Source organism: Halomonas sp. BL6, from assembly GCF_006228115.1.
Taxonomy (GTDB): Bacteria; Pseudomonadota; Gammaproteobacteria; order Pseudomonadales; family Halomonadaceae; genus Vreelandella; species Vreelandella piezotolerans.
Genome location: NZ_VDGL01000001.1, coordinates 443,317 through 467,729 on the forward strand (window position 1 = coordinate 443,317; position 24,413 = coordinate 467,729).

The following is a 24,413-nucleotide window of genomic DNA, read 5'->3' on the forward strand; positions in this document are numbered from 1 at the left end:
GCTCCTTGAGGGCCTCAAAAAGCCCTGCCTTTACGACGCCTGCTGGGGCACAGTGCTAAGTGAGAGATCCGCAACGCCCAGCGTCTCTAGGGCTTCTTTCAGCACCAGTTGGCGCAGCAGCGATGCCCGTTCGATGCCGGTGTAATCCACCAGCGCATCGATCAGTTGGGCCTCGTACTGATCCAAATTGAGAGCGGCGTAGCGGGTGCGCACACGTTTGGGGTCCTGGTACATGGCAAACATCCTTATGCAGGCAGGGTCATTCGGCATTCAGCGTGTCTTGGTCGTACTGGGCGATGCCGCGCAGCAGCAACATGCGAGCAGTGGCCGAGAGCGAGCGCATTTCCAGCTCGGCGATGCGCTCCAGGTCGGCGCGTTCGTCTTCGGTCATGCGCGTCAGTACTGTGCTGGTGCAGCCTTTGGGGGCATAAATTGGCTTTGGGGCAATGGCGTTGGTCGAGGTCATGGGGTAGGCTTCCGTATCAGGTTGAATAACTTTGGCCGCAGCGGTTTAGCGCTCGTACAAGCGCACCAGCTTGCGCTGCAGGAAGTGCTCATCCATGTGGGTGCGCAGTTCGCACAGGGCGTCTTCCACCTGCTCGAACGGCGCGTTTTGGGCCAGCATCGTGGCAGCGAGCTGGCTCACCGCCTGGGCGGTGGTGCGCTCTTCCAGCGCTTCGAGATCGGCCAGCGGGTTAGGCTTCTCCGTGCCCTGGCGCAGCGCCGTTTCAATGGTGCGGCGGGTACGTGGCGAGCAGCGGTCCAGGTTCACTTCCACCCCGCGAAACAGCACGGTGGGGGAAGGCGGCAAGATAATCGTGGCAATGATGGTGACCATGGCAGTGGTTTCCTTTGTGATTACAGATGCCCAAGGAGGGCTTTGGTAATGTCTGAACTACGCGTACTTGATCCTAAGCACAGCCCCGAACATGCAGCTCATGAAGTAGTTGTTGAGCTTATTCGTGCTCAAAATCTGGAGCTTAAGTACTCTGCTGCTATGGATGAGAAATACGGTGAAAGCCTCGCCGAAGCTGTCATTGCGGCTCACAAGAAGCTGACTGAGTACTACCAGACGTTGGCGCAGTGAGTTGAGCCAGCCCCGAGCGGAGTGAATTAGCCAGTTCGGTAGCTCGCTTTTCTAAGTCGTCTCCCGCGAGACCTTGCTTGGCTAATTCGCCAATGGTTTCTACCAAGACTTTGCTGGCCATCGTTTGGTGATGACCAAGCAGCGGGCGTGGGTCTTGCGGTTTAGCAGGTGCGGCCATGGCAGTGGCTCCCTTTGCTATGTGTATCGAAGTGAAAGACATGAATAGAATGGTTCACAAAAATGAACCTGTCAATAAGGATGGTTCATAAAAATGAGCATTGGCGAACGTCTGAGAGAAGAGCGTGAGCGGATTGGGTTGAGCCAAACGGCCCTTGCGCAGATTGGGGGTGTAGGAAAAACCACCCAGATCAAATATGAAAAAGGTGCTAGCAGCCCTGATTCTTCTTACCTTTCCGCCGTTTCTGATGAAGGCGTAGATGTCTTTTACGTGCTCAAAGGCCAGCGTTCAGGAACTGCCACTGCTCAACCTCTAGGGGTTGCGTTAAGTGAACCATCGGCAGAGCTTTCACCCATTAAGATGTACGACATCGAAGCTGCTGCGGGCGCTGGTCGTAGCTTCGAGGGCGAGCCGATCAAAACCACCCTTCATTTTCCTAGCAGCGAGCTGGCCGAGCAGGGGCTAGACCCTGCCCAGGTGGTGGGCATCAAAGTGCGTGGCGATTCGATGGACGGCACCTTGGCCGATGGCGACTGGGTGCTGGTGGATCGGAGCAACCGCGACCCTAAGCAGGAGGGTGTGTTCTTGCTGCTGGTGAGTGGAGAACGTCGGATTAAGCGGGTGCAGCGCTTGGCGGGCGGGGCGCTGTACTTGATTAGTGATAATGACCACTACCAGCCGGAAATGATCAAGCCGCAGGATATGCACGATGTGGAGATCTTAGGGCGGTGTGAGATTCGGATTGGGCGGGTGGTGTGATGAAATATTTTCCTCCTGAATATCAAAAAAAAGCGTTTACGTGCCCTCTGTGTGATGTTTATGCCGATATGCATTGGGGGGAGCTTTATCATAATAACTATGGCTCGTCTCCGATCGTCAGAGCCGACTGTAGTCAGTGTAGAGAGCATTCTTACTGGCTTGGTAGCTTTCATGGAGACAATGAAGGGAAGATGATTTACCCAATCATTTCATCTGTTCCTTACCCCAATCCAGATATGCCTGGAAATGCGAAAAAAGATTATCTGGAAGCGCGTGATGTTTATCCTCATTCACCAAGAGCCGCCGCGGCTTTATTGAGACTGGCTCTGCAGCGTATCTGTATTGATTTGGGGAAGAGTGCAAATATAAATACTGCTATTGGCCAACTTGTCAGTGATGGGTTGTTGCCCCAAGTACAGAAAGCCCTCGATGCTATACGCATTATTGGCAATGAGTCTGTACACCCTGGCGCAATAAAAGATGAAGATTTAGGCGAAAGTGTTGGCGCCATGTTTGAGCTTTTAAATTTTATTGTTCAAGACAGAATTACTAGATTTAAAGAGATTGATGCGCTCTATGAGAGCTTGCCTGCTGAAAAGAGGCAGGGTGTAGCACAACGCGATTCTCAAAATAAATAGTTGAAAATACATAGGGAGCTGGAATGTCAAAGCAAGAAAAAAAAGGTTTTTTTTGTGAGTTAAAGCCTGTGACTGTTGGTAATAATATTCCGGCTGAACTCAGAGCTATTGTTAATTTTTATTTTGAGAAAGACGGTGAAAATAGCTTTAAAGTTCGAGGCTATAGTGACACAGGATTGATGAAGGAAGGGCAGGCAGAGCTAGTTTATGATAACGAATCTGAGCGGCCAGAGATAAAAGGCAGTTTTTTAGAGAGTAGTAATGAGATTCTTTTTAAAATTGAGCCCTTAAATATTTTTGATACTGATGTGTTTTTTGGTTCAGGTGTTTGGACCGAGTCGCTTAGCGACGGCTCAGCAAGGCAAAAATATAATATAAAAATCTGGGATGCTGGTTTTGAAAATCAAAGGTTAGAGTTCTTGTCTCTCTTGTTTAAGAAAAATAAAGAGTTATCTAATGGTTTGGATCAGTCGTCAGAAGATATTCAGCGCCAAGAAAACCAGTTAAAAAAGCTAAAAGATAGTTTGGCTGAGGCTGAGCAAAATGTTGGATTGATTAATCAGCACAGCAACACTTTGGCTGAAGTGTTGGCAGAAACAAAAACTAATTTTAAAGAGTTGGAGGGGATAAAAAAGGAAGCGTCCGAAGCAAAAAATGAGCTAAATTCTTATTTGGCTACTAATACACGCACGCAAAAGACTACTGATGATCTGTTAAATAAATCAAGATCAATATTAGATGCCTCGCATACAACTCAGCAAGAGGCTGATAAAATTTTGGGAAGTGCAGTTACTGTTCAGTTGGCAAAGTCTTTCAAGGAAAGGAAAGAGGCAGCCTCAGCTCAACGCCATAAATATGATAAGGTTTTTTACGTTGGTTTAACTTTGGCATTGATTGTTTCGGCAATAGTTTTTACAAATTACGATGTGGATTCAGATAGTTTTCTAAGCTATTTTCAATATTTTTTAACCCGCCTTCCGTTAGTTGTAGTGCCAGTGTGGCTAGCTGTTTTTGCTTCAAAAAAATCTGCGTTATTAATCCGCCTAGAAGAATTCTATGCTCAAAAGCAAACGCTTGCTGAATCATATGAGGGTTATAAGAGCCGATTAAGCGAACTTGGAGACGATGCCTCTGAAGATTTATTGGACTTGATGAGGATTAATCTGCTTTCGATTAGTCGTGATTCTACATGTGTCATTGACAGTGCTTCCAAAGAGAAACATAGCCCAATGGAAGAGCTAGTTGATCTGATAAAGCGAAGAGGGAGAAATAAAAACAGCCAGCCAAATGAAAGCACTGGTGAATAACTTGAAGGTGAAATGATGATTAATATTCTGGATCGTGTGAAGGGTGGCGATATTACTCGCTTTCTTGAAGCAAAGGGGGTAGGTGATAACTGCCCGATTTGCTTAACAGGAATTCTCTCTATATCTGTATTCGATCCTGAAGGCGTCATGGACGATCAGGCGCCTGCGGTCCGTGTAGTTCATACCATCAATGATGGCTCACACCGTGGCTACGGTGAATTTTTACGCGTTTGCTCACACTGTGCATTTATCCACTATATCCGCGATATTGAAGTATTGGATTTTATAGAGCAGGAGGGTGAGAATGGTGAGTAATAGAAATCTCTACGTTGTGAAGCCGCACGATGGCGGCGGGGAGCCACCCGATATGGAACAGCGCTTGCGTCACTTGGAGCAAGAGGTGGCCATCATTAAAGAAACGATGGCCACCAAGGAAAGCCTTGCCCAGATGGAAACCAACATCATCAAATGGAACGTCGGTACTATCGTTGCCGTTGCTGCTCTTGTCTTCGCCATTATCCGGTTTGCGGGCGGTTAAATTCTGTTTTAGTCATGCCATCCCGCCTCGCTGCCCCCTCATCCGTATACGCCCTCATCAGCTCATCCCAGTGTGTCGTATAGCGCGGGCTGCGGTTCGCGCAGCGTAGGTGCCAGGGGGCGTTCTTTTCTGGTAGGCCCAGGCGTACCGTGCCTTTTCCCATTTTCTCGTTCAGGGCGTCCATGGTGGCCATCAGCTTTTGGCTGCGTTGGCGTTCCTCTTCTGTTTGTGGCGTGTCCATCAGGCTGAGCTGTTGGCGGTGCTGGTCGGTGAGGTCGAGCATCATCACGCCGGCCTTTTTGTAGGCGTAGTTAGTGCGGTAGATCTTGCGCAGCGCCTCTTGGGCGGCGTGAAGGATCTCGCGAGTGTCTTGGGTGGGGCGCTCCAGTTCCACCACCACGCTGGGGCAGTATTGCGGCAGGTCGGGCCGGAAGCGGTTGGTTTTGAGAAACACCATGACGGCACGCGCCAGGCTTTTCTGCTGGCGTAGTTTTTCGGCACCGCGTTGGGCGTGGTGGCGAATGGCCCCTTGCAGGTCGCTGAGCTGCTGGGTGGGGCGGCCGAACGATCGGCTGGTCATGATGCGCTGTTTAGGTTCGTGCAGGTCGTTCATTTCTAGGCAGCGAATGCCACGCAGCTCCAGCGCCGTGCGCTCTACGTTCACCGAGAACTTGCGCCGCAGGCGTTTGGCATCCGCTTCGCGCAGATCCCAGGCGGTTTTGATGCCCATTACCTGCAAGCGCTCGTTCAGGCGGCGTCCGATGCCCCACACGTCGCCTACGTCGATTTGCTCCAGCAAGTGCCGGGCTTCGTCGCTGTCGGCGTGAAGGATGCACACGCCGGGGTAGCCGGGGTGCTTTTTGGCGATGCGGTTGGCGAGCTTTGCGAGGGTATGGGTGGCCGCCACGCCCACGCACACGGGAATGCCGGTATAGCGGCGCACTTTCCAGCGCAGGGTTTTGGCGTGGGCCAGCAGCGCCTCTGGCGTGAAGCCGTCCATGCGCACGAACATTTCATCGATGGAGTAGGGCTCGACCCCAGCGGTCTCCTCCTCGAGCACGCTCTGCACCCGGTGAGACATATCGCCGTACAGTTCGTAGTTGGAGGAGTAGAGAATCACCTCGCCGCGTTCGACCAGGTGGCGCACATGATGGGCGGGGGTGCCCATTTCCACGCCCAGGGCTTTGAGCTCGTTGGAGCGGGCGACGATGCAGCCGTCGTTATTCGAGAGAATGCCCACCGCTCGGCGCCTTAGCTTGGGGTTGAACACGCGCTCGCAGCTCACGTAGAAGTTGTTGCAGTCCACTAACCCGATCATGTTGCCTCCTTAACCCTTGTTAAATGCTGTTCGTTTATACAGTATTAGGCATTAGGGAGGCGACAGGCAAACGCTAATATACGTCGCCAAATGTGGAGCTAGCACAGGGCAACAGCATGCGAGTGACCTACTTGGGGCCTGCCGTGGTGGGGGTGGAGCACCCGGCGGTAGCGGAGATGGACCGGCGAAAATTTCCGCCGACCTGTTTTTTGGTGGAGATCAGCGAAGAGGCGCACCCCGGTGGGCCATGGATGGAAGGCGACGTGCTAGTGGTGGACGAAGCGCGCTCGTATGGCCACGCGGATCTGGTGGTGGCGGAGGTAGAGGGCGAGTACCGATTATTCAAAACCCAACGCGTCGGCAGCCGCTGCCGTCTATTGCCGCCCACGGGTGGGGAAGGGTGCTTCATCACCGCGAAGCAGTTTCGCGGGGTGGTGGTGAGGCAGGCGCGGTGTTGGGCGTTGTAGGAGATCGCTTACAAGCTTTGTGGTCAATGGCTTACATCATTGCCTGAGCGGATTTGTCATAGTGGTGGTGTCGCCTAAAAGCACGCGTTGCAGGGTTGTTTCGCCAGAAGGATGCGGCACTGATACCCCCCGGCCATGGAATGGCTGGGGGTTTTTGTGTTTAGCTACACTCTACTTAGCCGCATAGCAAATAGCACAGGGGGCAGTATGTCAGCATGGGATAGGGATCTGCTGGGCCGTAGGGAAGTTGCTGACTTCTTACAAAACCTGCTAGAGAGCGATAAAGACATTACAGTCATCAATATCGACTCGCCTTGGGGTACAGGGAAGACGTTCTTCCTTGAAAACTGGAAGCAACAGTTAGAAGAAGATCGTGGAGTCGTCTATTTTAATGCGTGGAAAAAGGATTACACGGGTGATCCTTTTGTGTCTCTCGTCGCTGCCATAAACGATCAATTAGCTAGCCAGCGTGGGTTGAGCCCTGAACTCGAAAGCCTCGAAGGGTTTGTTGAGAAGGCATCCAAAGCTATAGCGGCCACTACTCCTATCCTGATGAAGTTTGCTGCTAAAGGACTGTTGAAGCGATTTACAGGTTTTGATGCTGATGGCGCAGGAGAAGCTCTTCAGGGTGTTAGTGATGATGTTGCTGAGGCTGCGATACAGTCTCTCATAGAAAATAGTGCCCATGAACAACAGATAGTCGAGGATTTCTCTGATGCCCTGCAGAATCTAGTAGTCGAAGTTTCAAAGCATAAGAGTAACGATAATTTAGCTCCTGTATATATTTTGATTGATGAGCTTGATAGATGCCGACCGACGTATGCAATTGAGTTATTGGAGAGAGTTAAGCACTTTTTCAGTGTTCGTGGCTGTAAGTTTGTAATTGCTACTGATACTGGTCAACTGCAACACTCAATTAGGTCTGTCTATGGTGAGGGGTTTAATTCTCTAGAGTATTTGAAGCGATTTTTTGATTTGGATTACACTTTGGATAATAGTGACTTGGTCAACTGGTTGAAGGTTAATTATTTGTCGGGTGAGAAGGGTGATAATGTTTATTGCTTAGATTTGGTTGAAGATCATACTGATGAGTTATATCAGATTATTTCTGATAAAAAGACTGTGAGACCTGATGTTGATACGGTTTTGTCCTCGGAGCTAGATAGAAGACAGATTATAATTTTGGCATTGGCAAGAACTTTTCAATGCTCACTTAGGAATTTAGAAAGAAACTGTAGACACATTGACGCAAGTTTAGTGAATATTAAAGAGAGAAGAGTGCATTTCTTCTATTTGGCGTATTTGGTTTTTTTAAGAAATAGTGACATAGAATCGTATAAGTCTTTTATAAATGATGGCCTGAGTCTAAGGGCTAAAGAGGTTTTAAGTGAGCGTTTCAAACCAAAGAGGATTTATTTTAGGCACTGCTCAGAAGGTGTTCATGAGATAGCTAAAAATTATTTTGATGCTAAGAGAAGTGGCCTCAGTAACTCCCAAGTTAAACAGTCGCCAAACTATAAGAATCGCATAAGAAGTGATTTGCAGAGAGAGGATGTCACTCTTGACTATGATAAAGTTATTAGCCTAGCTAGTAAAATAGGTTGATTTTTGTGAGCATCTCACACCGTACCACCGTCCCAAACCCCCCATCATTCAGCGAGTGCGTGACCTCGCTCACCAGCCAGGCCGTGGCGTCGATCTGAGGCTTGAAGCCCGTGAGTGTGAGCGGGGTTTCGGGCAGCAGGTCGGCGCGGCCTAGTGCCAGCGTTAACTCGAATTCTGCCAGTCCGCGTTGGATGCGCTGCCATTCGGCGCGGGCGGCGGCTAGGGCGTCGTCTTCGGTGGCGTAGGTGGGGCGTAGCTGTTTGGCGTTTTCTTCCGTGCCTGCCAGTACGGTTTGGCGCTCTGCGCCTCGCGTGTCGTTCCAGTAGGCTTTTACGCCGCTGTAGGCGTCGCGGTCGGTCACGCTGTAGCGGTGCTGGTCGCCGTCGCGGCGGGTGAGTGTGATGGCGGGCATGGCACGGCCGCTGGCCGTTAGCCCTTGGCCGGCCACGGTGAACAGCATGCGCCCGGCTTTGATGGCGGCAATGGCATCGTACCGTTCGCCCAAACGGGTGAGAAAATTCAGGTCGGATTCGTCGGTTTGGTCGATATGGCCAATGCGGATGCCGTTGAGCGCGGCGGCCACCACCGGCTCCAGGCGGTTGCGGCCTGCGATGGTGGTGACGATCTCGCCCAGCGTCACATCGTGCCAGCCCTGGGTGCGCTTGCCGGGCAGTTGGCCGCGCATATCCGCCGAGCGGGCGCGAATGGTGAGCTGGTCCGGCGTGCCGGTGTGCTGTACTTCATCCACCGTGAAGCGGCCCTTGTCCACCAGCCCTTCCTCTTGCCAGCCAAAGGCCACCTGCAGCTCTGCCCCGCGTGGGGGAATGGCGAGCTGGCCGTCGTGATCCGCCAGGGTAATGTCCAGCTGGTCGGCTTCCAGCCCGCGCTGCTCGCGTAGCGATAGGCTGATCAGGCGGCCGTTGAAGCGCGGGGTGATGTCGGTGCCATCCAGCGTGATGCGATAGCTGGGCTTAGGGTAGGCGTTCATACATAGCCCCCGGCCAAACGCGCCACGGCGGGCAGCGCCAAGCGGCCGATCAGGTCGGTGCGCTCATCATCGACATGCTCGAGCGTGAGGTTGAACTCGATTTTCTCGGCCGCGCCGTCGCGGAAGAAGTGCGTGCTGGTTTCTTCCACGCGGGTGACCACCCATAAGCCGTACTGGCGGCCGGTGCCTTCGACCAGCGGCCAGGCGTTGCCCTGGTCGGCCATCTCGCGGATCTCATCTAGGCTAAAGCGACCGCCGGTGAAGGTGGGTAGCAGGGTGCCGCTGAGGGTGATGGTATCTGCGCCTGGGCCAGTAAACTGGTAAGCGGGCCGCTGCCCCACGCGGGATTGGCTGGGGTGCCGCCATTCGGTGATGCGCTTTAATTCCTGATACGGCACGCTACGGGTCTCAAATACAAACATGCCTAACGCCATTAACATGATCAGTTCTCCGGTTAGTCGAGGTCGCGCAGTGACGAACGCTGCCGCGCCTGAGCGTCGCGCTGGGCGTTGGTGAGGGCGCGCTGTACTTCCTGCGCCACGTACTGGGCGAGCTGCTGTTCGTTCATGCCGGGGGCGGGTGTGACGTTGATGTTGATATCGCCCATCGAAAAACCGCTGGCCTGGGTGCTGGCAGCGGTGAGCGGCGGCCGGTTATCGAACTGGATGGGCGTTTGCTGCTCGATGTGGGGCATCGCCACGGCGGGCAGGGTGGCCGCCCCGAGTGCCAGCCCGGCCCCGGCGCGGCTTACACGGCGGGCGATCTCTTGAATGCGCCTAGCGGGTTCGTCCCGCTGGGCGTCTAGCCCTTGGTTTAGGCCGTCTACCGTGTAGCCACCTAGCTGGGTGAACACGCGGGAGGGGCTGTTGATATCCAGCACGTCGGCAAACCAGCTGCGCACGTTGCCGGCAATGCCCATCACACGGTCGCGTAGGTCGGCCAGTTTGCCGGTGAGCCCGCCGATCAGCCCTTCGATGATGTTGGTACCAAAGCCCGAAAAGATGCGGCTGGGGGAGTGGATACCGAGGATCTCTTTGAACCAGTTGGCGATGCTGCTGGCGAGGTCGGTAATCACCTGGCGCACGGTGCTGAGGCCATTGCGCAGCCCTACCAGCAGCCCATCAATCACCGCGCCGCCTAGCGTGGTGAAGCGGGCGGGGATCTCGACGCCCAGCGCGGAAAGCGCGGTGGTGATGCCTCGGTACAACAGCCCCAACGGTGACCAGTTCATCAGCAGCTGCGCGACAGCCCCTAGCCCATCACCGAACGCGGTTTTCACCTGCTGCCACAAGCCTTGGAAGAAGGCTTTGATGGGTTCCCAGTAGCGGTAGATGAGATACGCGGCGGCGGCGATCGCGGCCACCGCTGCGCCAATGGGGTTAGCCACCGCCAGCATGCCCACGGCGCGAATCACCCCGCCTAACCAGGTAAGCGCTTTACCCAGCATGAGCGCCTGCGGGCCGAGCATCGCCATGCCAAAGCGCACCATGGCGAAGGGGCCGAGGATGGAGGCGAGCATCAGCGTAAGCGCGCCGCCCGCTGCCACCAGCACCGCGACCAGGGCGGCGGCTTTGGCGAGGGTGCCTGCCAGCTTGGGGTTTTCGTTGATCCAACGGCCGATGCCGCGAGTAATGGCGGTGACGTTCTGAATCAGACCGCGCAGCGCGCCGTTGTTGGTCTCGGTGATCGAGATACCCACCTCATCCCATGCCGATTTGAGCGATTTGAGGTCGCCGCCGATGTTGTCGGCCATGGTTTTCGCCACCCGGGCGTTCTCGCCAGCGGCGTTGGCGAGGATCTCGACAAACGCTTCGATGCCATCGCTACCCTGCTGGGCGATCAGTTCCGCCATGCCGGCGCCGGGTTCTTCGCCGAAGATGTCTTTTAGGTAGGCGGCGCGGTCGGCGTTGCCCATCGCTTCGGTGGCTCTTGCCACATCAGTGAGGATGCGGGGGATGTCACGCAGGTTGCCTTCGGCATCTTTGGCGTTCACGCCGAGGTCGGCCAGCGCACCGGCAGCGGCCCCGGTGGGCGCGGCTAAGCGGGTGACCATGGCGCGCAGGGTGGTGCCTGCCTGGCTGCCTTGAATACCTACGTTGCCCAGCAGCCCGGCCATGGCGGCGGATTGCTCCAGCGACATATTCATCGCCCGCGCTTGCGGGGCGACGTACTTCATCGACTCGCCCAGCATCTCCAGGTCAACATTGGCCCGGGTGGTGGTGGCGGTGAGTACATCGCCCACGCGGCCCATCTCGGCGGGGTCTAACCCAAAGCCGGAGAGGATGTTGGAGGAGATATCCGCCGTTCGGGCGAGATCGGTCTGATTGGCCAGTGCCAGGTTGAGCATATCCGGCATGGCCGCTTGAATGGCGGCGGGGTCGAAACCGGCCATCGCCAGGTAGCCTTGGGCATCGGCGGATTGCCCGGCGCTAAACGCGGTGGTGGCACCTAGCTCCCGGGCTTGCTGGCGAAGTGCTGCCAGGCGTTCGTCGTCTCCTTCCAGGCGGGTGAGCGCCTGCACCCGCGACATCGACTCCCCATATTCAACGCCGGGTGCCAGCAGCCGCGCCCCGGCGTACAGCGCGGCACCGCCGCTGGCCACCATACCCGCGCCGGTACCGGCCATGCTGCTGCGTAGGCTCATGGCGCGGTCGTAGCGGCTGCGCGCTTGGGCGGCGTTGCGCTGCTGTTCGGCCAGCCGTTTGAGCCGCTGCCGCTGCTCTTCCACGGCAGTGTTGGCCTGCTGGATGTCGCTGGAAAGCCGCCGTTGATCGCGGGAGAGGTGGGCGGTGCTGACGCCGTTTTCGTTCAGGGTGCTACGCAGCCGCTGGAGCTGCTGGCGTTCTTCATCCACCCGCTGGCTGAGCCTGCGCGCTTGGGTAATGGCCTTTTGCCGTTCGGCGCGCAGGGCGGCGGTGTCGCCCTGGTGGGTATGCATTTGCTGCGAGAGCCGACGAATGCGCTCTTGCTGTTCCCGCAGGGCGGTGGCGGTTTCCGTGGATTGCCGGGTGAGGGTACGAAAGGAGCTGACGTTCTTCTGCGTGGCCTGTAGCTGCTTTAAGCGGTCGCGGTTTTCACGCATGGCCTGAGACGCGGCTTGGCTGGCACGGTCGATGGCCCGCAGTGGGCGGGTGGCCCTATCCACGGCGTTTAAAATGACCTGCAGCTTGAGGTTGTTACCGGCCACGCTGGCTCCTGGTGTCTGTGGTGGTGCTGCGTTTGCGCGCTCGTTCTCGCCAGGCCATGAGTTCGCGCAGGGTGAAGGCGGCGCAGTCTTGCGGGGTCCAGTGGAAGACGATGGCGAGATCCGCCATCGCGTCTTCTACCTGGTTGGGGAGGTTTATTCGCTCTCGCCCTTGGCCCGCTTCGTCAGCAAAAAACCGGCGATTTCACCGCCGCATTGAACGAGGTCGGCCGGGTCCATTTGGCGCACTTCAGTGGCGGTGAGCGAGGGGTTGGAGAGGCGCGGGATCAGGGTGATCAGCGCGTCGGTTTGCATCTGCAGCACATCGGCCAGCGAGACGCCGCGCAGCTCGCCAGAGGTGGGTTTGCGCAGGCGTAGCTCGGTGATTTCTGTCTCGCCCCGGGTGAGCGGGGTATCCAGAGTGATGGTGGCAGCGATGGCTTGGGTGACGGCAGCTTTGGTCATGGTGGTGTTCCTAGTGTTGGGTTAAGAGGAAAAGGGGCGGGTTAAATACCCAGGCGCTGGCGGCGGCCTGCTAGGCGGTCGACGCCGTTGACCTTGAACACGCCGTTCACCAGGTCGATCTCGATTTTCTCGGTGCCGTCGATGGTGAGCTTGTAGTAGCTGAGCGTGCTGGTGACCTGGTGCTCGGTGTTCTCGCCGGTTTGGGCGTCGCCCATATCGATCTCGGTGTGGCGGCCGCGCATGACCACCTCGACCGAGGAGGCGTCGTCGATGTCGTCGCGCTCATAGCTGCCGGTCATGCGCAGCATGTCGGCATCGATGCGGGCGGTGCCGAAGTTGTCGAATAGGCTTTCCACCAGCCCGCCTACCGTCCATTGCACGGTGAGCAGGCCGTCTTGGCCCATATCGATACCCACCGCGCCATCCATGCCGCCGCCGCGCCACTCTTCGATCTTGCGGGTGAGGGTGGGCAAGGTGATCGACTGGACGATGCCCTGCCAGCTTTCGCCGTTGCTGAACAGGTTGAGGTCTTTGAGCTTTTTGGGGAGTGCCATGGGGGTCTCTCGCTAATCCAATCAGGCGGTGGCCGCGACGCGCTCGGCGAAGTCGGCCAGGTAGGAGTCGGTGATGCGCTGCTGAAAACCGAGGTCTTCCAGCGGCGGTACCGGCGTGTAGTCGTAGTCGATGCGCAGCTTGCCGCCCTTGAGGGAGGTCTGGGTGTTGAGCTCCTCGTTCAGCCAGGCGCTGCCATCGACAATCAGCCCCAGGGTTTTCAGCTCGCGGAACTTGGCGTTCAGGCCTTCGATGATGTCTCGTGCTAATGAGGCGTGCAGGGGCAAATCCACCGCCCAGAGGTGCGCTTCGGCCACGGTGTCGGCGAGGATCTGGGCGGTGCGGGTGTAGTTCTCGAACGGGAACAGGCTTTCCGGCCCGGCGCAGGTGCGCGAGCCCCAGAAGCGGTAGCCGTTCTGGTTCACTAGCGTGGTGACATCGGCGGCGTTGAGCAGCCCGGCGTCGGTGTTGGGGCTTTGCAGATCCCAGAACACGTCTTTGCTGATGCCGGTGACGCCATTCACCGCCACGTTACTCAGGGTTTTGTGCCAGCCCACGGTTTGGTCGAGCTTGGCGCGCAGGCCCAGGGCGATGGCTACGGGGCTGATATCCAGCGTTTGCGCGTCGTCGGTATCGAACGCCTGCCACTGGGGCCAGAGCACCATCAGCTCGCGGGTACCGAACTCATCGCGGTAGGCGATGACATCGCTGGTGGTCTCGCAGCCATGGGCATACACGTAGCCAAAGGCGCGCAGCTGCTGCAGCACCGACACCATGGCGGTGGCCACCGGCTGGGTATCCAGGTAAGGCACGCCAATAATGCGCGGCGTGACGCCCAGCTTCTGCTTGGCGGTCAGCAGCGCCTGCAGCCCGGTGCGCTGGCCCAGCTCGGTGGTGGTGCCAATCACGTTGGCGGTGGTTTCATCGGCGTCGATGCCTTCTTCTACCCGTACCACCACGATGATGGGCTTGGCCTGCTGGCCAATGGCGGTGAGGGTATCTTTCAGCGTGCCTTGAGTGCCCGCTTTGCCAATGGCGGTGTCCACATTGGTCACCAGCGCGGGCTGGTTGAGGGGGAAGGTGGTGGCGTCCGCATCGGAAGCGGTGCAGACCACGCCGATGACGGCGGTGGAGACGGTGCGGATAGTACGCGTGCCGTCATTGACTTCCGCAACGCGCACGCCGTGGTGGAATTGATCGAGTGCCATGGTGGCTCCTGCGCAGGTTCACTGTTCGAGTAACGAAAAGGGTGAATTCACGCAGGTATCGTGCGGGGGCTGGGGGGAGGGTGGTAGCGGTGCTGGGTGTAAGTGGGGTGGTTTACATGGTGGGTGTGGTAAGGTGCGAGGAAATGATTATTAAGGGAATGTTGGGATGAAAAGTTTGTGCAAAAAATATTATGTCCACGTCATTTTGGTGGGCTTGGTGGCTGTTGTAGGGGGAGTGGCAGCTTTTTTGTATATTGACCAATTTGGCGCCAATGGCTTTTCGAATAAATCAGAAGACTGGGCAAATTTTGCGACTTACATTTCAGGCACTGTGGGTGTGGCAGCTGTTGTGGCTACTTTGATTGCTTTTGTTATTACGTTGAGGCAGCAGCAAAAGCTGATTGATAGTCAGGATAGTCAAATAGAATTAGTAAAAAAGCAGAATTTAGAACTGAAAAATAAACACAGAATTGAGCTATCTTATATTAATGTTAGAGAGGTTTTTCCAGAGTTGAACAATGCGTTTATAGATTGGCTTTCAAATAATCTCACACCATACACAGCAGAAAGCTCTGAGCTTAGGGCTAGATTTATAGGATTTTTTGTTAATCATCAAAAGACTCCCGGATATTTATTAGAGCGTCCGGATAGATTGTGGAGTGTCATAGACGGTTGCCCTAGTTGCGAGGCTAAAATTTATCTTGAAAGATTTTTTAAACCATTACATGTGTTTTATAAATTTATGTGTGATCAGGTTGAAGCAAATGAAATTCTCTATGATTATTTTAATTCATGCCTATGGGCCAGAGATGATAATGACAATAAGAAATACCCATTCCTTTGTTATCAAGCATACTTAATTGGGTTGGGTGATGAGTTTTTTTTGCGAGGTTCCAAATTGTTGAAATTTGAAGAGAACTATTCTTATGATGAAAATAGTATTTTTGCTAGATGGCAAGAAATAGGTCGAAATTTATCAAAGTGATAGAGCTTATAAAAGTGAAGAAGCTCATCATTCGATGAGTTTCTTCGTTAACAATTGTTCTTGTACCTCCGCTGACTAATACCAATTCAAGCGCTATCTTGGCTGTCGTCTCCACTTAGTATAATATTGCTTGACCATGATTTGTCTTGCTAAGTACTATGATGTTGTTCTTGTATGGAAGTGAGGAATGGTGGGTGTTGTGTAGAGCCTATCTGAAAGACGTGCTAGGTTGAATTAAAATTTATTATGGGGTGAGTCGTGAGTCGTAAAAAAACTTACAAAGTAGAAGTTGAGGTGTGTGCTGAAGGTAAAGAGAATAGCTGGGATGATGTATTGATTTATAAAAACTCCAAGTTATTTATAAAAAGTGTATTTGATAGTGTTACAAAGCTTACCTTGGCTGGTTTTTTGCTTGAAGTGGGTCGGCATTTAAATAAAGGTTATATAGAGGTTGTTGCAATATTTCTTTTTCTGCTCTTTTTGATTAATGTGGCGCTTGATATGGCGCGATTGATTGATGTAGTAAGCTCTTATTTGTTCGAGAAAAAGGTAAGTGCCTTTTTTAGAATGCTTGCCTGCATTGCTAGTATTGCTTTTCTTTATGTTGTAATTGATTATATGGCCATTCCTATAATTGCAGATGTAATAAAGTACATTTCAAGTAAGACAAATGTATGATCTTTTGAGTAACAGGCCCGCTGTGCAGCGGGCTCCTTTTCCAAAGTATATGTTTAGTTATAGGCTGGACGGTACCGATTCAGCTGCTCAATCGCTTCTTTGGCCGCTTCTTCCGCCTCCTTGATGGTTTCCGCCTTTCGCACTGCAGACTTACCCCCCAGACGTAGTTGGCGAATATTGCGTAGCGCTTTCTCCCAGGTCTCTGCAGTGGCAATGATTTCCTTTGCGGCGACCACCGCACCCACGCCAAACATGGCCATGTGATCGCTAACGCTCGATGGGATCGCTAATTCGTCTTTATTACCGGCTAACCATGCATCGGCTTCCTGTTTGGCGAGCAGATACTCCTGATCGATGTAGCTCCCCGGGCTGACGAACGCGGCGCGGGCGTTGCCGGCGGCGGTGTCGATGTCGTCCGATAGTTGGGCCATGGCGGCGGGGAGGACGGCAGATAACGGCAGCCACGTTTCTTGAGAGTGAATGCCCAGGTAGAGGTTGCCGTCGTGTTTGACCTTCGCAATGTACATGGTGTGCGTGCCCTTATTGGATAGCGAAAGAGGAGCGGACGTTTTCGGTGTTCAGGTTATCGAAGAGATCCGCGGTGGAGGTGAGGCTGCCGCCTAGCGTCAGGTCTGAGGCCACGATATCCAGCGGCACTTTCGGGTTGGCGTAGACGTGAATGAGCTTGGGCTTGTGGGTGTATTGGCCACTGCCTGCGCCGGGGGCATCCCCGGTGATTTGGCAGCCTGCCCCCAGTACCACTTCGTATTTGGCGAAGTCGCCCAGGCTGCCGCTCATATAAATCGTGCTGAAAGGCATGTCGTGAAGGTGAAGCTTCACGTTGCGCAGCTTGTAGCGTGAGGTGTTGGAAAACATCGAACCGGCGTAACACATCCAGTCGGCGTTCCGGTTGTTCTCGGCGATCTCCGGCCAGTGGTGGCCGCTGGGAAATTCGGCCGTGTGGATCTCCAGGTCGGTGTCACCGCGCTGGTCTACCAGCACGTAAGGGGCACGCAGCGGCGAGAGGGGGCGGCCTTGGCTGCTTCCTCCGGTATAAAACCCTTGATAGAGCCGAGTGGCCGTGCCCGGTACCACGGGGGTGCCGAACTGGGTGATCTCCAGCGTTTCCAAGGCGCTGATGACGGTATCCATGGTAAGCGCGGCACCTGCACGAATGAACACCACCACGCGGCCATAGATGGTGGCTGAGCCGCCTGTGATATCGCGCACTCGTTGCCAACTGCGCACGGGGCTTGCCGACGTAGTGCCGCTGTTGTTGTCGTTACCTTCGGCGGGGTCCAGGTAGACGTTGATTTTGCGGGCGTCGCTGACGCGCTGGGGGAAGTCTTGCCCGGTGAATTCATCGAATTGGCGTTCGGCGCTTTCCATGCGCTGATCGATGCCTGCCATCTTCCCAGCCACCTGGCTGGTGAGGTTGCTAGCAGCGCTGACGAGCGCGGCGACTTGGCTTTCTAGGCTCATGGTGTCTCCTGGGTGGCGTTTTGGATGTTGGCCGCGCCTTGGGTGAAGGCGTCGGTAAGCGCGGTGAGGGCCTCGCTGAGTTCGGCTTCCAGCGCGGCGTGTTGGGTTTTGGTGGCTTTGGTGCCGAGCTGCTCGGTGATGGTGGCGGCGAAGTTGGGGTTGTTGCCCAGCGCCTCGGCGATCTCGGCTAGGGTGTCGAGGGTTTCCGGCGCGGCCCCGATCAGCGTTTGAATGCGCTGGTCGACCTGTTCCGGCGTCATTACGTCGGTTTTGTTGGCTTTGTTGCGCAGCTTGCCGTCGATCACCCCGAGCGTGTGGGTGACTGCTTGGCGTAGCGCGGTGAGGTTGTCGTCAAAGCTCATGGGGTGTCGTCCTCCTGGGCGCTGATGCTGCCGCCGTAGTAGGTGAATTCCTGGGTGAGTGCGGCCATCATGCTGCCGAGCTGTTGGGTGACGTGGCGGGCCTCGCTGACCTGCTGCAGGATCTCTGCCGAGAGCGTGCCGGGCGGCCCCTGCAGGCCGTGGCTTATCACCTGAAAGCGCGGCGATTCGGGCAGGCGCACGGTGACGCTGCGGGCGGGCATGGTGATGGTGAGGCGCGTGGCGTTAGCCATGGATTACCCCCGGCTGTAGCTGAAAACGCCCTTGCAGCAGGCTGAACACATCGCCGTTGGGGAAGGTGATGCGCAGCTCGTAACGGGCACCTGCCCAGTGCGGGGCCACGGGGCCAGCGGTTTGCTCCGGGCGAAGATGCAGGTGGATGCCGCCGTCTTCTGGCTCCAGATCAATGCCGTTCCCCGTCTCGCAGGTGAGCAGCGTTTCACCCTGGTAGCTGACCACCGCGAACATCGCCTCGCAGCCGGTGAGGTTGATCGGCGTGGCGTGGGCGTCGTCGCTGGCCCAGGTCGCGCTAAAGCGGTAGGTGGTGCCCGCGATCATTGAGAGGGTGGGAGCTTGGGTGCTCATGGGCGTTTCTCTAGGGCTTGAACGCGGTAAAGGAGATCCACCTGGCGGGCCATGTTGTCGACGATGGCCGCCGCGTTGGCGAGGTACTGCTCGCCCCAGGCGGCTAGCGATAGGTTGGCCCCGGTGGTGACGACCGTGACGGCATCCGCCGGTAGCGCCTCCAGGCGTAAATCGAACGCCAGCAGCAGCGGCACGTTATTGGAGACGTACGCCAGCGGCTGGGTACTCGACCAGATCGCCAGCAGCGTGCCGTCTTCCAGTTCAAAACCCACCTCCCGCACCCAGAACTCCGGGCCATCGCCATCCACCACGCCGGTGACGTGGAGCTGTCGGTCGGCGGTCTTTTCGCCATCGGCAATAGGAATACGGCGGCGCTGGTTGCCGAGCTGGGTGTGGGAAGGGTTAGGCGTGCGCCCCTGATCGCCCAGCACGAGGTGGGTGATGCGGGCTTGCAGGCCATCGCCTTGGGCATTGAACACGGCGTTTAGCCCGTCCAGGGTGAGCGTGGGAACAAGGGCCGTCATGCGGGGGCCTCCATGGGGTAACGGGCCATCGCCGTGGCGCGGAAAGTGCAGGCCACGGCAAGCGGGGTGGATAACGTGGGGGTGTGGGTGGCGGCGGCCGCCCAGCGGGAGACTGCCGCCGTGCGCTGCACGGCCGCCGCGCCGAGGGAGCTTTGGGCGTTTAGTGGGGGCGTGATGGCGTTGGCGGTATCGCGCCGAACGGCAGCGCTTTTCATGGCGCTGGCGGCCCCCATGACCGCTGCGTAGCGGGCACCCACCTGGAAGGTGTAGTGGCTGCGCTGGTTCTTGGCGTTGTCGATGGCCTGGCGTAGCTGGGTGTAGAGCGTGTCGCTGAGCAGCGCCGGGGCCTCGGGCGTGAGGTTTTCGTTCACGTAGAGCACGGCGCGGAAGGTGCCCCGTGGTAGGTGGGGCGTGGCCTCGAACCACTCGGTGAGCTCGACTTCTACCCCAAGGGATGCCATGGCGAGCTCGACCGCTGGGCGGGTGCCTTTGATGCGGTGAAGCTCGGCGCTGTTGGCGATCACGCGACGCTTGACGCTCTCCGGCCAGGACTCGTGCCACTGGTCGACCGAGAACGCCCAGGCCAGAAACGGCAGGCAGTGCGCCGGGCAGGTGGCCGGGTTCCAGAGCGTGCGCAGCGGTACCCGCAGTGCGAGCGGGTGCGAGGCGGCCAGGCGCGCTTCCAGCGCCGTGCGGTTGGGGGGCAGTAGGTCGGTCATACGCCCTCCGTGTGCAGGGTGATGCCGGTGCAGTGCGGCGCCTGGTGCTGAGCCGCAAGGATTTCGCTAAAGCCGTCCAACGTGATGCGCTCGACCCCTTCCACGGTAAGCGCGGCGTGAACGCCTGAGCGGGTGATCCACGCCCCTAGCCGATGGCGAGCTTCAACGTATGCCGCTAGCTGTTGCCGGGCCTGCTCACGAATCACGGCGGGGTCAGGGCCGGTGCGCAGGGCCAGCACCGCCGTGATGCTGAACGGCAGTAGGGTGGCGGCCTGCACGGTGACGCGATCCGTTAGCGGGCGGCGTTCATCCACACGCTTGCGCACGGCATCCAGTACCGCTTGGCTGGGCTGGCCACCGGCTTCCCGGGAGAGAATGGTGAGTACGACCTCTACCGGCTCGGGGCTGGCCACCGAGACATCCAGCACGCTGGGGTGGGCGCTGATCGCCTGGTACTCGTAGGCCCCGCTTGGCCCTGCCACCGATAATCCTTCAAACGCCAACTGGATGCGGGCGCGGTAGTCGCGGTTTTTTTCCAGAGTGGGCGGTACCGGCGGAATGGCGGTGGGGTCGCCTGCATCCAGCACCAGGCGTTTCACGTTGAGGTTGGCCCCGAGCTGGTCGAGGTCTTCGTCGTTAGCAAAGGCGATCATCACGGCGCGGGCCGCTTCATTGATGCGCTGGCGTAGCAGCAGCTCGCGGTAGGCGTTCTCCTGCAGCAGCTTCACCGTGGGTTCGGATTCCAGCGCGAGCAGCTCGGTCACGGCTTCCCGCTCCTCTTCAGGGTGCAGCGCGATCAAGCGCGCCTTGCGCTCGGCCAGGATCGTTTCATAGTCCAGCGGCTCGATGACGTTGGGCGCGGGGAGCTGGGAGAGGTCGATAGCGTTGTTCATAGGTTCCCCCTGAGCGGTACCGCTATGCTGACGCGTTCGCCGTTATCCACGCGCTGAGCGGTAATGATCAGATCGAACCGGCCGGGGCGCTGGGTGGAGACCTGCCGGGTGACTTGCTGAACGCGAATGCGCGGTTCCCACTTCATTAAGGCCACCACCGTGGCGGCGTAAGCGCGCAGGGCGGTGGGGCCATTCAAGGGCTGGTCGATGAGTTCTGGCAGCAGCGAGCCGTACTCCCGTCGCATCACGCGGGAGCCGATGGGCGTGGTGAGAATGTCCGCCACCGATTGCTGGATATGGGCCAGCGAATCCAACTGGCGGCCGGTGTGTGCGTTCATGCCTGCCATTACACTGGCCCCTGGGTGTTGGCGGGGCCGGGCTGGATGCCGCTATGGGCGTGGTCGTGCCCCACGTTTTTGCCGTTGTGAGTCAGACCGCCGCCTTGCTGGCTGTAACTGCCTTGCCGGTTGAGCTCGCCGGTGTGCTGGATATTGCCTTGCCAGGTGGTGCCGCCAGGGGCGCTGATTTCGATGGCACCGGGCAGGCGAATGCGCAGCACGCTGTTGGCGTGGTCGTACTCGAACAGCCCCTCATCAGGGAAGATTCTGCGCCACAGCGTGGCGACCTCCGCCGGGGCGGGGTGCGCGTTGGAGCACAGCCCGCACAGCACCACACCGGCGGCGGGGTCGCCGCCGGGTGAAAAGAGGATGACTTGCTCGCCTTTCGTAGGCGGGTCCCAATCTCGCGTGGTGCCTGCGCGGCCTTCTAACCAGGGCAGCCAATCGGTTAATAGCTCGCCGGTTTTGACGCGCACGCGGGCAGCGCGGTGGTCCACCTCGGCGATGGTGCCGAGGCGGATCAGGTTGTGCAGCAGGCGGAGGAGTTCGGGAATGTTCATAGCCGCTATCCTGCGGCGGCGTTTAGCGAAGGCGAAGCGGCGGCGGGTGTGAATGGGGTGGTTTACACCGAGCCGCTTAGCCGGGGCTGAGGTGCTTCAACACGGAATCCATAATGTGCTCTTGATCCAGCGCGGTGAAACCGAGCAGCTCCCGTTGGGCGTACTCCACGCGGGGGCCGTCGCGGGTGACGCGATCTTTTAGGCCGCGCTGGTGGGTGGCGGCGATGCGGGCGACGCTGCCGAAGAAGCCCACCACGGCGGTGTCGCCTTGGGCGGTGGCCTTGAGCCATTTGGCGGTGGAGAGTTTGCTGAACATGGCGCGCCGTTTAATGCTGCCTTGCTGGGCGCGCAGGCGCTGTTCTTTGCGCGGGGCGTAGGGCGTGCCATCCGGGTTGGTTTGGGCGCGGATGCGTTCGCGCTGGCGGCGGCGAAGATCCCGAGCCACGTTGCGGGCCAGGGCGCGGCGCTGTTGGTCGTCCAGATTGGCGAGCAGCGGGCCGACCCACTCTTCTAGTGCTTCCATGTTATCAGCCATGCGGGCCGTCCCATTCGGCCACCAGGGTGTACTCCGCCTGGGCTTCGCTGTCGCGGATCAGTAGCTGCCAGCGGGTATCCGGGCAGCCGGTTGAATCAAACCGGGGCAGGGCGCGGTCGACCTTAATGTGCCCAGTCGCGCATTCCACCTTGGCGAGCACCCGTTCGCTGAGCGTTACCCGCAGGGCGACATCCACCGATTGGTGGCTGAGGATCTCGGCTTCAAAGCGGATGGCCTCGGCGGGGTCGGCGTCGGGCTGGTACTCGGCCAGCCACTGCAGCAGCGGCACGATGATGGTATCCAGGTTCGCGCTGAAGTCGGTGAGCACGAGCTGGGCGGTGAACTGGTATTCGTGGGTAAGGTTGGGGCCACGGCGAAAGGCGATGCTGCCTTCTTCCACGAAGGTGAGCAGCCGTTCGGGGTCTTTCGCCAGGGCGGGTACCGCGTTAATCAAGTGTGCGCGTAGCAGGTGGAGCTTCTGCATGGTGGGCCTCTTGGCAGGCGATGACGGCATCGACCTCGGCGGCGCACTGTGCCCAGGCGGCTTCGGTGCGTTCTAGCTGCAGGTCGAGATCGCCGTTGGTTTCGGGATTACTCGCGGGGAGCGTGCAGGGGCTGGGGGTCGCGCACTGATTGATGATAAGCGTCGGCACCGGTGACGGCGGGGCGGCGGCGCATCCGGATAACAGCATCAGGCAGGCGAGAGCCAGCCCAAGCGCGAAGTTCTGCATTTTCACGGTGTAGCTCCTCAATGGTGGCCAGGCGGTTGGCCGCTGTACGGGTGAGTGTGGCCTGCTGCTGAGCGAGGGCGCGGCGCTGGCTTTCTAGGCGCATGGCGTTCTCCCAGAGCGCATCGATGACCACTTTGCTTTCTGCTTCCCGCTGCTGTGATTGGGCGAGCTGCTGTTCGGCAAGATCCGCACGGGCTTCGGCGGCGTGGGTGCGTTGCCACAGCGCCCAGGTGACCAGCAACACGAGCACCAGGATGGCAAGAGCGGCGAGTAGGCGGGTCATGGCGTGGTCTCCTGTGTTAAGCCTGCCAAGCAGATCTCTTTCTCAGTGGCGCGGCGGCTAACCAGCCCGTTGAGCCGTTTTCCCCCGGCGTAGACCCAGCGGCTGAGCTCGTGGCAGGCACCGCGTAGGTCGCCTTGGTTGAGCTTGCGCAGCAGGGTGGAGCGGGCGAAGTTGCCGGCCCCGACGTTGTAAACGAACGAGGCCAGCGCGGCGCGGGTAGGTTCCGGTAGCTTGACCTGGGCGCGGCGATCCACCACCGCGAAGGCCTCGCCGAGATCCTGCTGCAGCAGGGCGGTGCATTCTGCCTGGCTGAGCGTTTGCCCCAGGCGAGCGGTTTCCGTGTGGCCATAGCAGATGGTCGGGATGCCCACGGGGTCGCGGTAGGCGGTGGGTTCGTACCCTTCATAAAACGACACCACGGCGGTGGCGATACTGATGGCCCCGGCGGCAAGGCTGACGCCGAGCTTGGTTTTAAGACCCACGGCGGTTCTCCCAATAGTCACGTAAGCGGGTGAGGTAGCGGGGAATCAGCAGCCCGATTTGTAGCGCCAGGTAGAGCAGGGTTAGCACCGTGACCCAGTCGGCGGGCGTCATGCCGCCGACGTGCAGCAGCGAGACGATGGCCGGGGGCGCGGCTTTGGCGCTTTCGGTGGTGATTTCAAAGTGGTGGCTCATTCGGGCCTCGGCGGTTTAGAACGTTAATCCCACAGGTTCACCGTGGGGGCGCGTTGGGTGGCCTGGGGAATGGCAGGCAGCATGACCGGCGTGCCGTGGGGCAGCACCGGCCCCTGTTCTGCCAGCCCGGGGTTGGCGGCCAGCACCTGCTCGGTGACGCCACGGGTGGTGCCGTAGACGCGGTAGCAAATGGCATCCAGGGTGTCGTGCTGTTGGGCGCGCACGGTGGTGGATGCAGCGCCGGTCATATCAGCTCGACCGTGCTGTGTGGCCGCCCTTCGATCTCGCTGATCGCCCAGGCGGCGTCGCGGCGGTAGCCATCGGCGGGGGCTTGGAGCTGTTCACCGCGCTCCCGGGCGCCGTTGGTGGCGTCATAATCGGCGTAGTGCTCAAGCAGGCTGGCGTGAGCGGTGGAGTAAACGGCGCGCAGGTAGAGCACGTTGAACACTTCCGGCGATTGCCACACCGGAATGGGCAGCGAGGCCATGGTGGGGTAACCCGCTTCGACCTTGGCCTGCTGCCAGTGGCGCAGCACGCGGTTGACCGTGATCATGGCGGCCTTCAGGGCGCTTTCGATGCGCGGCTGGGTGATGGTGCTGTCTAGCCGATGCGTGGCGCGAAAGTCGCTGGGCTGGATGTCCGGCCAGAAGCCGTTGTTTTCGAGCGGGCCGTCGAGCGGCTGCTCGGAGGTGTCGCTTTTGGGTGTGCCTGCCGAGATAAAGCTGCTCATCGGTTCCCTCACTTGAATAAA

39 protein-coding genes are annotated in these 24,413 nt (G+C 58.0%); 10 read left to right on the plus strand and 29 right to left on the minus strand.

The features are described 5' to 3' along the window. Nucleotides 1-30: 30 nt before the first annotated feature. The 3 genes from FHJ80_RS02055 to FHJ80_RS02065 are packed head-to-tail and all read right to left on the minus strand — an operon-like array spanning nt 31 to nt 838. The gene (locus FHJ80_RS02055; protein WP_139525392.1) at nt 31-234 is read right to left on the minus strand and encodes a hypothetical protein; all 204 of its coding nucleotides are present in this window, start codon (nt 232-234) and stop codon (nt 31-33) included. A gap of 25 nt (nt 235-259) precedes the next feature. After that, nucleotides 260-466 (minus strand): hypothetical protein, encoded by a 207-nt coding sequence (locus FHJ80_RS02060; protein WP_139525393.1) that lies wholly within the window; start codon nt 464-466, stop codon nt 260-262. Nucleotides 467-511: 45 nt separating this feature from the next. Beyond that, complete coding sequence (locus FHJ80_RS02065; protein ID WP_044627873.1) at nt 512-838, minus strand: hypothetical protein; 327 nt, start codon at nt 836-838, stop codon at nt 512-514. A 48-nt stretch (nt 839-886) separates the two neighbouring features. Between FHJ80_RS02065 and FHJ80_RS02070 the strand changes: the two genes are divergently transcribed. The 6 genes from FHJ80_RS02070 (at nt 887) to FHJ80_RS17290 (ending at nt 4,507) form a co-directional block, all read left to right on the plus strand. Beyond that, complete coding sequence (locus FHJ80_RS02070; RefSeq protein ID WP_139525394.1) at nt 887-1,087, plus strand: hypothetical protein; 201 nt, start codon at nt 887-889, stop codon at nt 1,085-1,087. 271 nt (nt 1,088-1,358) lie between these two features. Further along, on the plus strand, nt 1,359-2,024 hold the full coding sequence (locus FHJ80_RS02075) for a LexA family transcriptional regulator (protein WP_139525395.1): 666 nt from the start codon (nt 1,359-1,361) through the stop codon (nt 2,022-2,024). Beyond that, entirely contained in the window at nt 2,024-2,662 is a 639-nt protein-coding gene (locus FHJ80_RS17420; RefSeq protein WP_139525396.1) for a DUF4145 domain-containing protein, read from the plus strand. Before FHJ80_RS02075 ends, FHJ80_RS17420 begins: the two co-directional genes overlap by 1 nt. Before the next feature lie 23 nt (nt 2,663-2,685). Then, nucleotides 2,686-3,969, plus strand: a complete 1,284-nt coding sequence (locus tag FHJ80_RS02085) for a hypothetical protein (RefSeq protein WP_139525397.1) — start codon at nt 2,686-2,688, stop codon at nt 3,967-3,969. 15 nt (nt 3,970-3,984) lie between these two features. Next, entirely contained in the window at nt 3,985-4,284 is a 300-nt protein-coding gene (locus tag FHJ80_RS02090; RefSeq protein WP_139525398.1) for a hypothetical protein, read from the plus strand. Between the two features lie 52 nt (nt 4,285-4,336). Then, a complete protein-coding gene (locus tag FHJ80_RS17290; RefSeq protein WP_176558198.1) occupies nt 4,337-4,507 on the plus strand; it encodes a hypothetical protein in 171 nt (56 codons plus the stop codon). On the opposite strand, the gene FHJ80_RS02095 is transcribed toward FHJ80_RS17290, so the two are convergent. Next, nucleotides 4,485-5,825: a Y-family DNA polymerase gene (locus tag FHJ80_RS02095; RefSeq protein WP_139525399.1), complete on the minus strand. Its 1,341-nt coding sequence runs from the start codon at nt 5,823-5,825 to the stop codon at nt 4,485-4,487. The two genes, FHJ80_RS17290 and FHJ80_RS02095, sit on opposite strands and share 23 nt — an antisense overlap. 116 nt (nt 5,826-5,941) lie before the next feature. Here FHJ80_RS02095 and FHJ80_RS02100 point away from each other — a divergent pair, with 116 nt between their 5' ends. Next, nucleotides 5,942-6,292 carry a hypothetical protein gene (locus FHJ80_RS02100; RefSeq protein WP_139525400.1) on the plus strand — a complete coding sequence of 117 codons (351 nt, stop codon included), beginning with the start codon at nt 5,942-5,944 and terminating at the stop codon, nt 6,290-6,292. 207 nt (nt 6,293-6,499) lie between these two features. After that, nucleotides 6,500-7,897: a P-loop NTPase fold protein gene (locus FHJ80_RS02105; protein ID WP_176558199.1), complete on the plus strand. Its 1,398-nt coding sequence runs from the start codon at nt 6,500-6,502 to the stop codon at nt 7,895-7,897. Here the strand turns inward: FHJ80_RS02105 and FHJ80_RS02110 are convergent. The 7 genes from FHJ80_RS02110 to FHJ80_RS02140 are packed head-to-tail and all read right to left on the minus strand — an operon-like array spanning nt 7,881 to nt 14,294. Then, nucleotides 7,881-8,885 carry a phage late control D family protein gene (locus tag FHJ80_RS02110; protein WP_139525402.1) on the minus strand — a complete coding sequence of 335 codons (1,005 nt, stop codon included), beginning with the start codon at nt 8,883-8,885 and terminating at the stop codon, nt 7,881-7,883. The genes FHJ80_RS02105 and FHJ80_RS02110 overlap by 17 nt on opposite strands. Beyond that, entirely contained in the window at nt 8,882-9,307 is a 426-nt protein-coding gene (locus FHJ80_RS02115) for a phage tail protein (RefSeq protein ID WP_255303835.1), read from the minus strand. The genes FHJ80_RS02110 and FHJ80_RS02115 overlap by 4 nt, the downstream gene beginning before the upstream one ends. 32 nt (nt 9,308-9,339) lie before the next feature. After that, the gene (locus FHJ80_RS02120) at nt 9,340-12,072 is read right to left on the minus strand and encodes a phage tail tape measure protein (RefSeq protein ID WP_139525404.1); all 2,733 of its coding nucleotides are present in this window, start codon (nt 12,070-12,072) and stop codon (nt 9,340-9,342) included. Continuing rightward, nucleotides 12,062-12,199, minus strand: a complete 138-nt coding sequence (locus tag FHJ80_RS02125; RefSeq protein WP_082051383.1) for a GpE family phage tail protein — start codon at nt 12,197-12,199, stop codon at nt 12,062-12,064. The genes FHJ80_RS02120 and FHJ80_RS02125 overlap by 11 nt, the downstream gene beginning before the upstream one ends. 26 nt (nt 12,200-12,225) lie before the next feature. Then, entirely contained in the window at nt 12,226-12,534 is a 309-nt protein-coding gene (locus tag FHJ80_RS02130; RefSeq protein WP_139525405.1) for a phage tail assembly protein, read from the minus strand. 41 nt (nt 12,535-12,575) lie between these two features. Then, on the minus strand, nt 12,576-13,088 hold the full coding sequence (locus tag FHJ80_RS02135) for a phage major tail tube protein (RefSeq protein WP_044627860.1): 513 nt from the start codon (nt 13,086-13,088) through the stop codon (nt 12,576-12,578). Nucleotides 13,089-13,109: 21 nt separating this feature from the next. Continuing rightward, entirely contained in the window at nt 13,110-14,294 is a 1,185-nt protein-coding gene (locus FHJ80_RS02140) for a phage tail sheath protein (RefSeq protein WP_139525406.1), read from the minus strand. A 166-nt stretch (nt 14,295-14,460) separates the two neighbouring features. Here FHJ80_RS02140 and FHJ80_RS02145 point away from each other — a divergent pair, with 166 nt between their 5' ends. Beyond that, nucleotides 14,461-15,279, plus strand: coding sequence for a hypothetical protein (locus tag FHJ80_RS02145; protein ID WP_139525407.1), 819 nt, complete (start codon nt 14,461-14,463; stop codon nt 15,277-15,279). A gap of 258 nt (nt 15,280-15,537) precedes the next feature. Further along, entirely contained in the window at nt 15,538-15,957 is a 420-nt protein-coding gene (locus FHJ80_RS02150) for a hypothetical protein (protein ID WP_139525408.1), read from the plus strand. Nucleotides 15,958-16,010: 53 nt separating this feature from the next. Here FHJ80_RS02150 and FHJ80_RS02155 read toward each other — a convergent pair whose 3' ends face one another. From FHJ80_RS02155 to FHJ80_RS02235, 18 genes are all read right to left on the minus strand, one after another. After that, nucleotides 16,011-16,484 (minus strand): hypothetical protein, encoded by a 474-nt coding sequence (locus FHJ80_RS02155; RefSeq protein ID WP_139525409.1) that lies wholly within the window; start codon nt 16,482-16,484, stop codon nt 16,011-16,013. Nucleotides 16,485-16,497: 13 nt separating this feature from the next. Then, a complete protein-coding gene (locus tag FHJ80_RS02160; RefSeq protein WP_139525410.1) occupies nt 16,498-17,439 on the minus strand; it encodes a hypothetical protein in 942 nt (313 codons plus the stop codon). Beyond that, a complete protein-coding gene (locus tag FHJ80_RS02165; RefSeq protein ID WP_139525411.1) occupies nt 17,436-17,801 on the minus strand; it encodes a hypothetical protein in 366 nt (121 codons plus the stop codon). The genes FHJ80_RS02160 and FHJ80_RS02165 overlap by 4 nt, the downstream gene beginning before the upstream one ends. Next, nucleotides 17,798-18,052, minus strand: coding sequence for a hypothetical protein (locus tag FHJ80_RS02170; protein ID WP_139525412.1), 255 nt, complete (start codon nt 18,050-18,052; stop codon nt 17,798-17,800). Before FHJ80_RS02170 ends, FHJ80_RS02165 begins: the two co-directional genes overlap by 4 nt. Further along, nucleotides 18,045-18,404 carry a hypothetical protein gene (locus FHJ80_RS02175; protein WP_139525413.1) on the minus strand — a complete coding sequence of 120 codons (360 nt, stop codon included), beginning with the start codon at nt 18,402-18,404 and terminating at the stop codon, nt 18,045-18,047. Before FHJ80_RS02175 ends, FHJ80_RS02170 begins: the two co-directional genes overlap by 8 nt. Further along, nucleotides 18,401-18,928 (minus strand): phage tail protein, encoded by a 528-nt coding sequence (locus FHJ80_RS02180; RefSeq protein ID WP_139525414.1) that lies wholly within the window; start codon nt 18,926-18,928, stop codon nt 18,401-18,403. The genes FHJ80_RS02175 and FHJ80_RS02180 overlap by 4 nt, the downstream gene beginning before the upstream one ends. Then, a complete protein-coding gene (locus tag FHJ80_RS02185) occupies nt 18,925-19,647 on the minus strand; it encodes a phage tail protein I (RefSeq protein ID WP_139525415.1) in 723 nt (240 codons plus the stop codon). The genes FHJ80_RS02180 and FHJ80_RS02185 overlap by 4 nt, the downstream gene beginning before the upstream one ends. Next, nucleotides 19,644-20,540, minus strand: a complete 897-nt coding sequence (locus FHJ80_RS02190) for a baseplate J/gp47 family protein (RefSeq protein ID WP_139525416.1) — start codon at nt 20,538-20,540, stop codon at nt 19,644-19,646. The genes FHJ80_RS02185 and FHJ80_RS02190 overlap by 4 nt, the downstream gene beginning before the upstream one ends. Next, the gene (locus FHJ80_RS02195) at nt 20,537-20,887 is read right to left on the minus strand and encodes a GPW/gp25 family protein (RefSeq protein WP_139525417.1); all 351 of its coding nucleotides are present in this window, start codon (nt 20,885-20,887) and stop codon (nt 20,537-20,539) included. Before FHJ80_RS02195 ends, FHJ80_RS02190 begins: the two co-directional genes overlap by 4 nt. After that, nucleotides 20,887-21,438 (minus strand): phage baseplate assembly protein V, encoded by a 552-nt coding sequence (locus tag FHJ80_RS02200; RefSeq protein ID WP_176558200.1) that lies wholly within the window; start codon nt 21,436-21,438, stop codon nt 20,887-20,889. Before FHJ80_RS02200 ends, FHJ80_RS02195 begins: the two co-directional genes overlap by 1 nt. Nucleotides 21,439-21,514: 76 nt before the next feature. Beyond that, nucleotides 21,515-21,973 carry a phage virion morphogenesis protein gene (locus FHJ80_RS02205; RefSeq protein WP_139525419.1) on the minus strand — a complete coding sequence of 153 codons (459 nt, stop codon included), beginning with the start codon at nt 21,971-21,973 and terminating at the stop codon, nt 21,515-21,517. Continuing rightward, nucleotides 21,966-22,457, minus strand: a complete 492-nt coding sequence (locus tag FHJ80_RS02210; protein WP_176558201.1) for a phage tail protein — start codon at nt 22,455-22,457, stop codon at nt 21,966-21,968. The genes FHJ80_RS02205 and FHJ80_RS02210 overlap by 8 nt, the downstream gene beginning before the upstream one ends. Next, nucleotides 22,420-22,665, minus strand: a complete 246-nt coding sequence (gene lysC / locus FHJ80_RS17530; RefSeq protein WP_369692942.1) for an Rz1-like lysis system protein LysC — start codon at nt 22,663-22,665, stop codon at nt 22,420-22,422. The genes FHJ80_RS02210 and lysC overlap by 38 nt, the downstream gene beginning before the upstream one ends. Then, on the minus strand, nt 22,565-22,987 hold the full coding sequence (gene lysB / locus FHJ80_RS02215; protein WP_139525421.1) for an Rz-like lysis system protein LysB: 423 nt from the start codon (nt 22,985-22,987) through the stop codon (nt 22,565-22,567). The genes lysC and lysB overlap by 101 nt, the downstream gene beginning before the upstream one ends. Beyond that, on the minus strand, nt 22,984-23,469 hold the full coding sequence (locus FHJ80_RS02220; RefSeq protein WP_139525422.1) for a lysozyme: 486 nt from the start codon (nt 23,467-23,469) through the stop codon (nt 22,984-22,986). Before FHJ80_RS02220 ends, lysB begins: the two co-directional genes overlap by 4 nt. Then, complete coding sequence (locus tag FHJ80_RS02225; protein WP_044627847.1) at nt 23,459-23,662, minus strand: hypothetical protein; 204 nt, start codon at nt 23,660-23,662, stop codon at nt 23,459-23,461. The genes FHJ80_RS02220 and FHJ80_RS02225 overlap by 11 nt, the downstream gene beginning before the upstream one ends. Before the next feature lie 23 nt (nt 23,663-23,685). Continuing rightward, on the minus strand, nt 23,686-23,910 hold the full coding sequence (locus tag FHJ80_RS02230) for a tail protein X (RefSeq protein WP_139525423.1): 225 nt from the start codon (nt 23,908-23,910) through the stop codon (nt 23,686-23,688). Further along, nucleotides 23,907-24,392 (minus strand): head completion/stabilization protein, encoded by a 486-nt coding sequence (locus FHJ80_RS02235; protein ID WP_139525424.1) that lies wholly within the window; start codon nt 24,390-24,392, stop codon nt 23,907-23,909. Before FHJ80_RS02235 ends, FHJ80_RS02230 begins: the two co-directional genes overlap by 4 nt. Between the last annotated feature and the right edge of the window lie 21 nt (nt 24,393-24,413).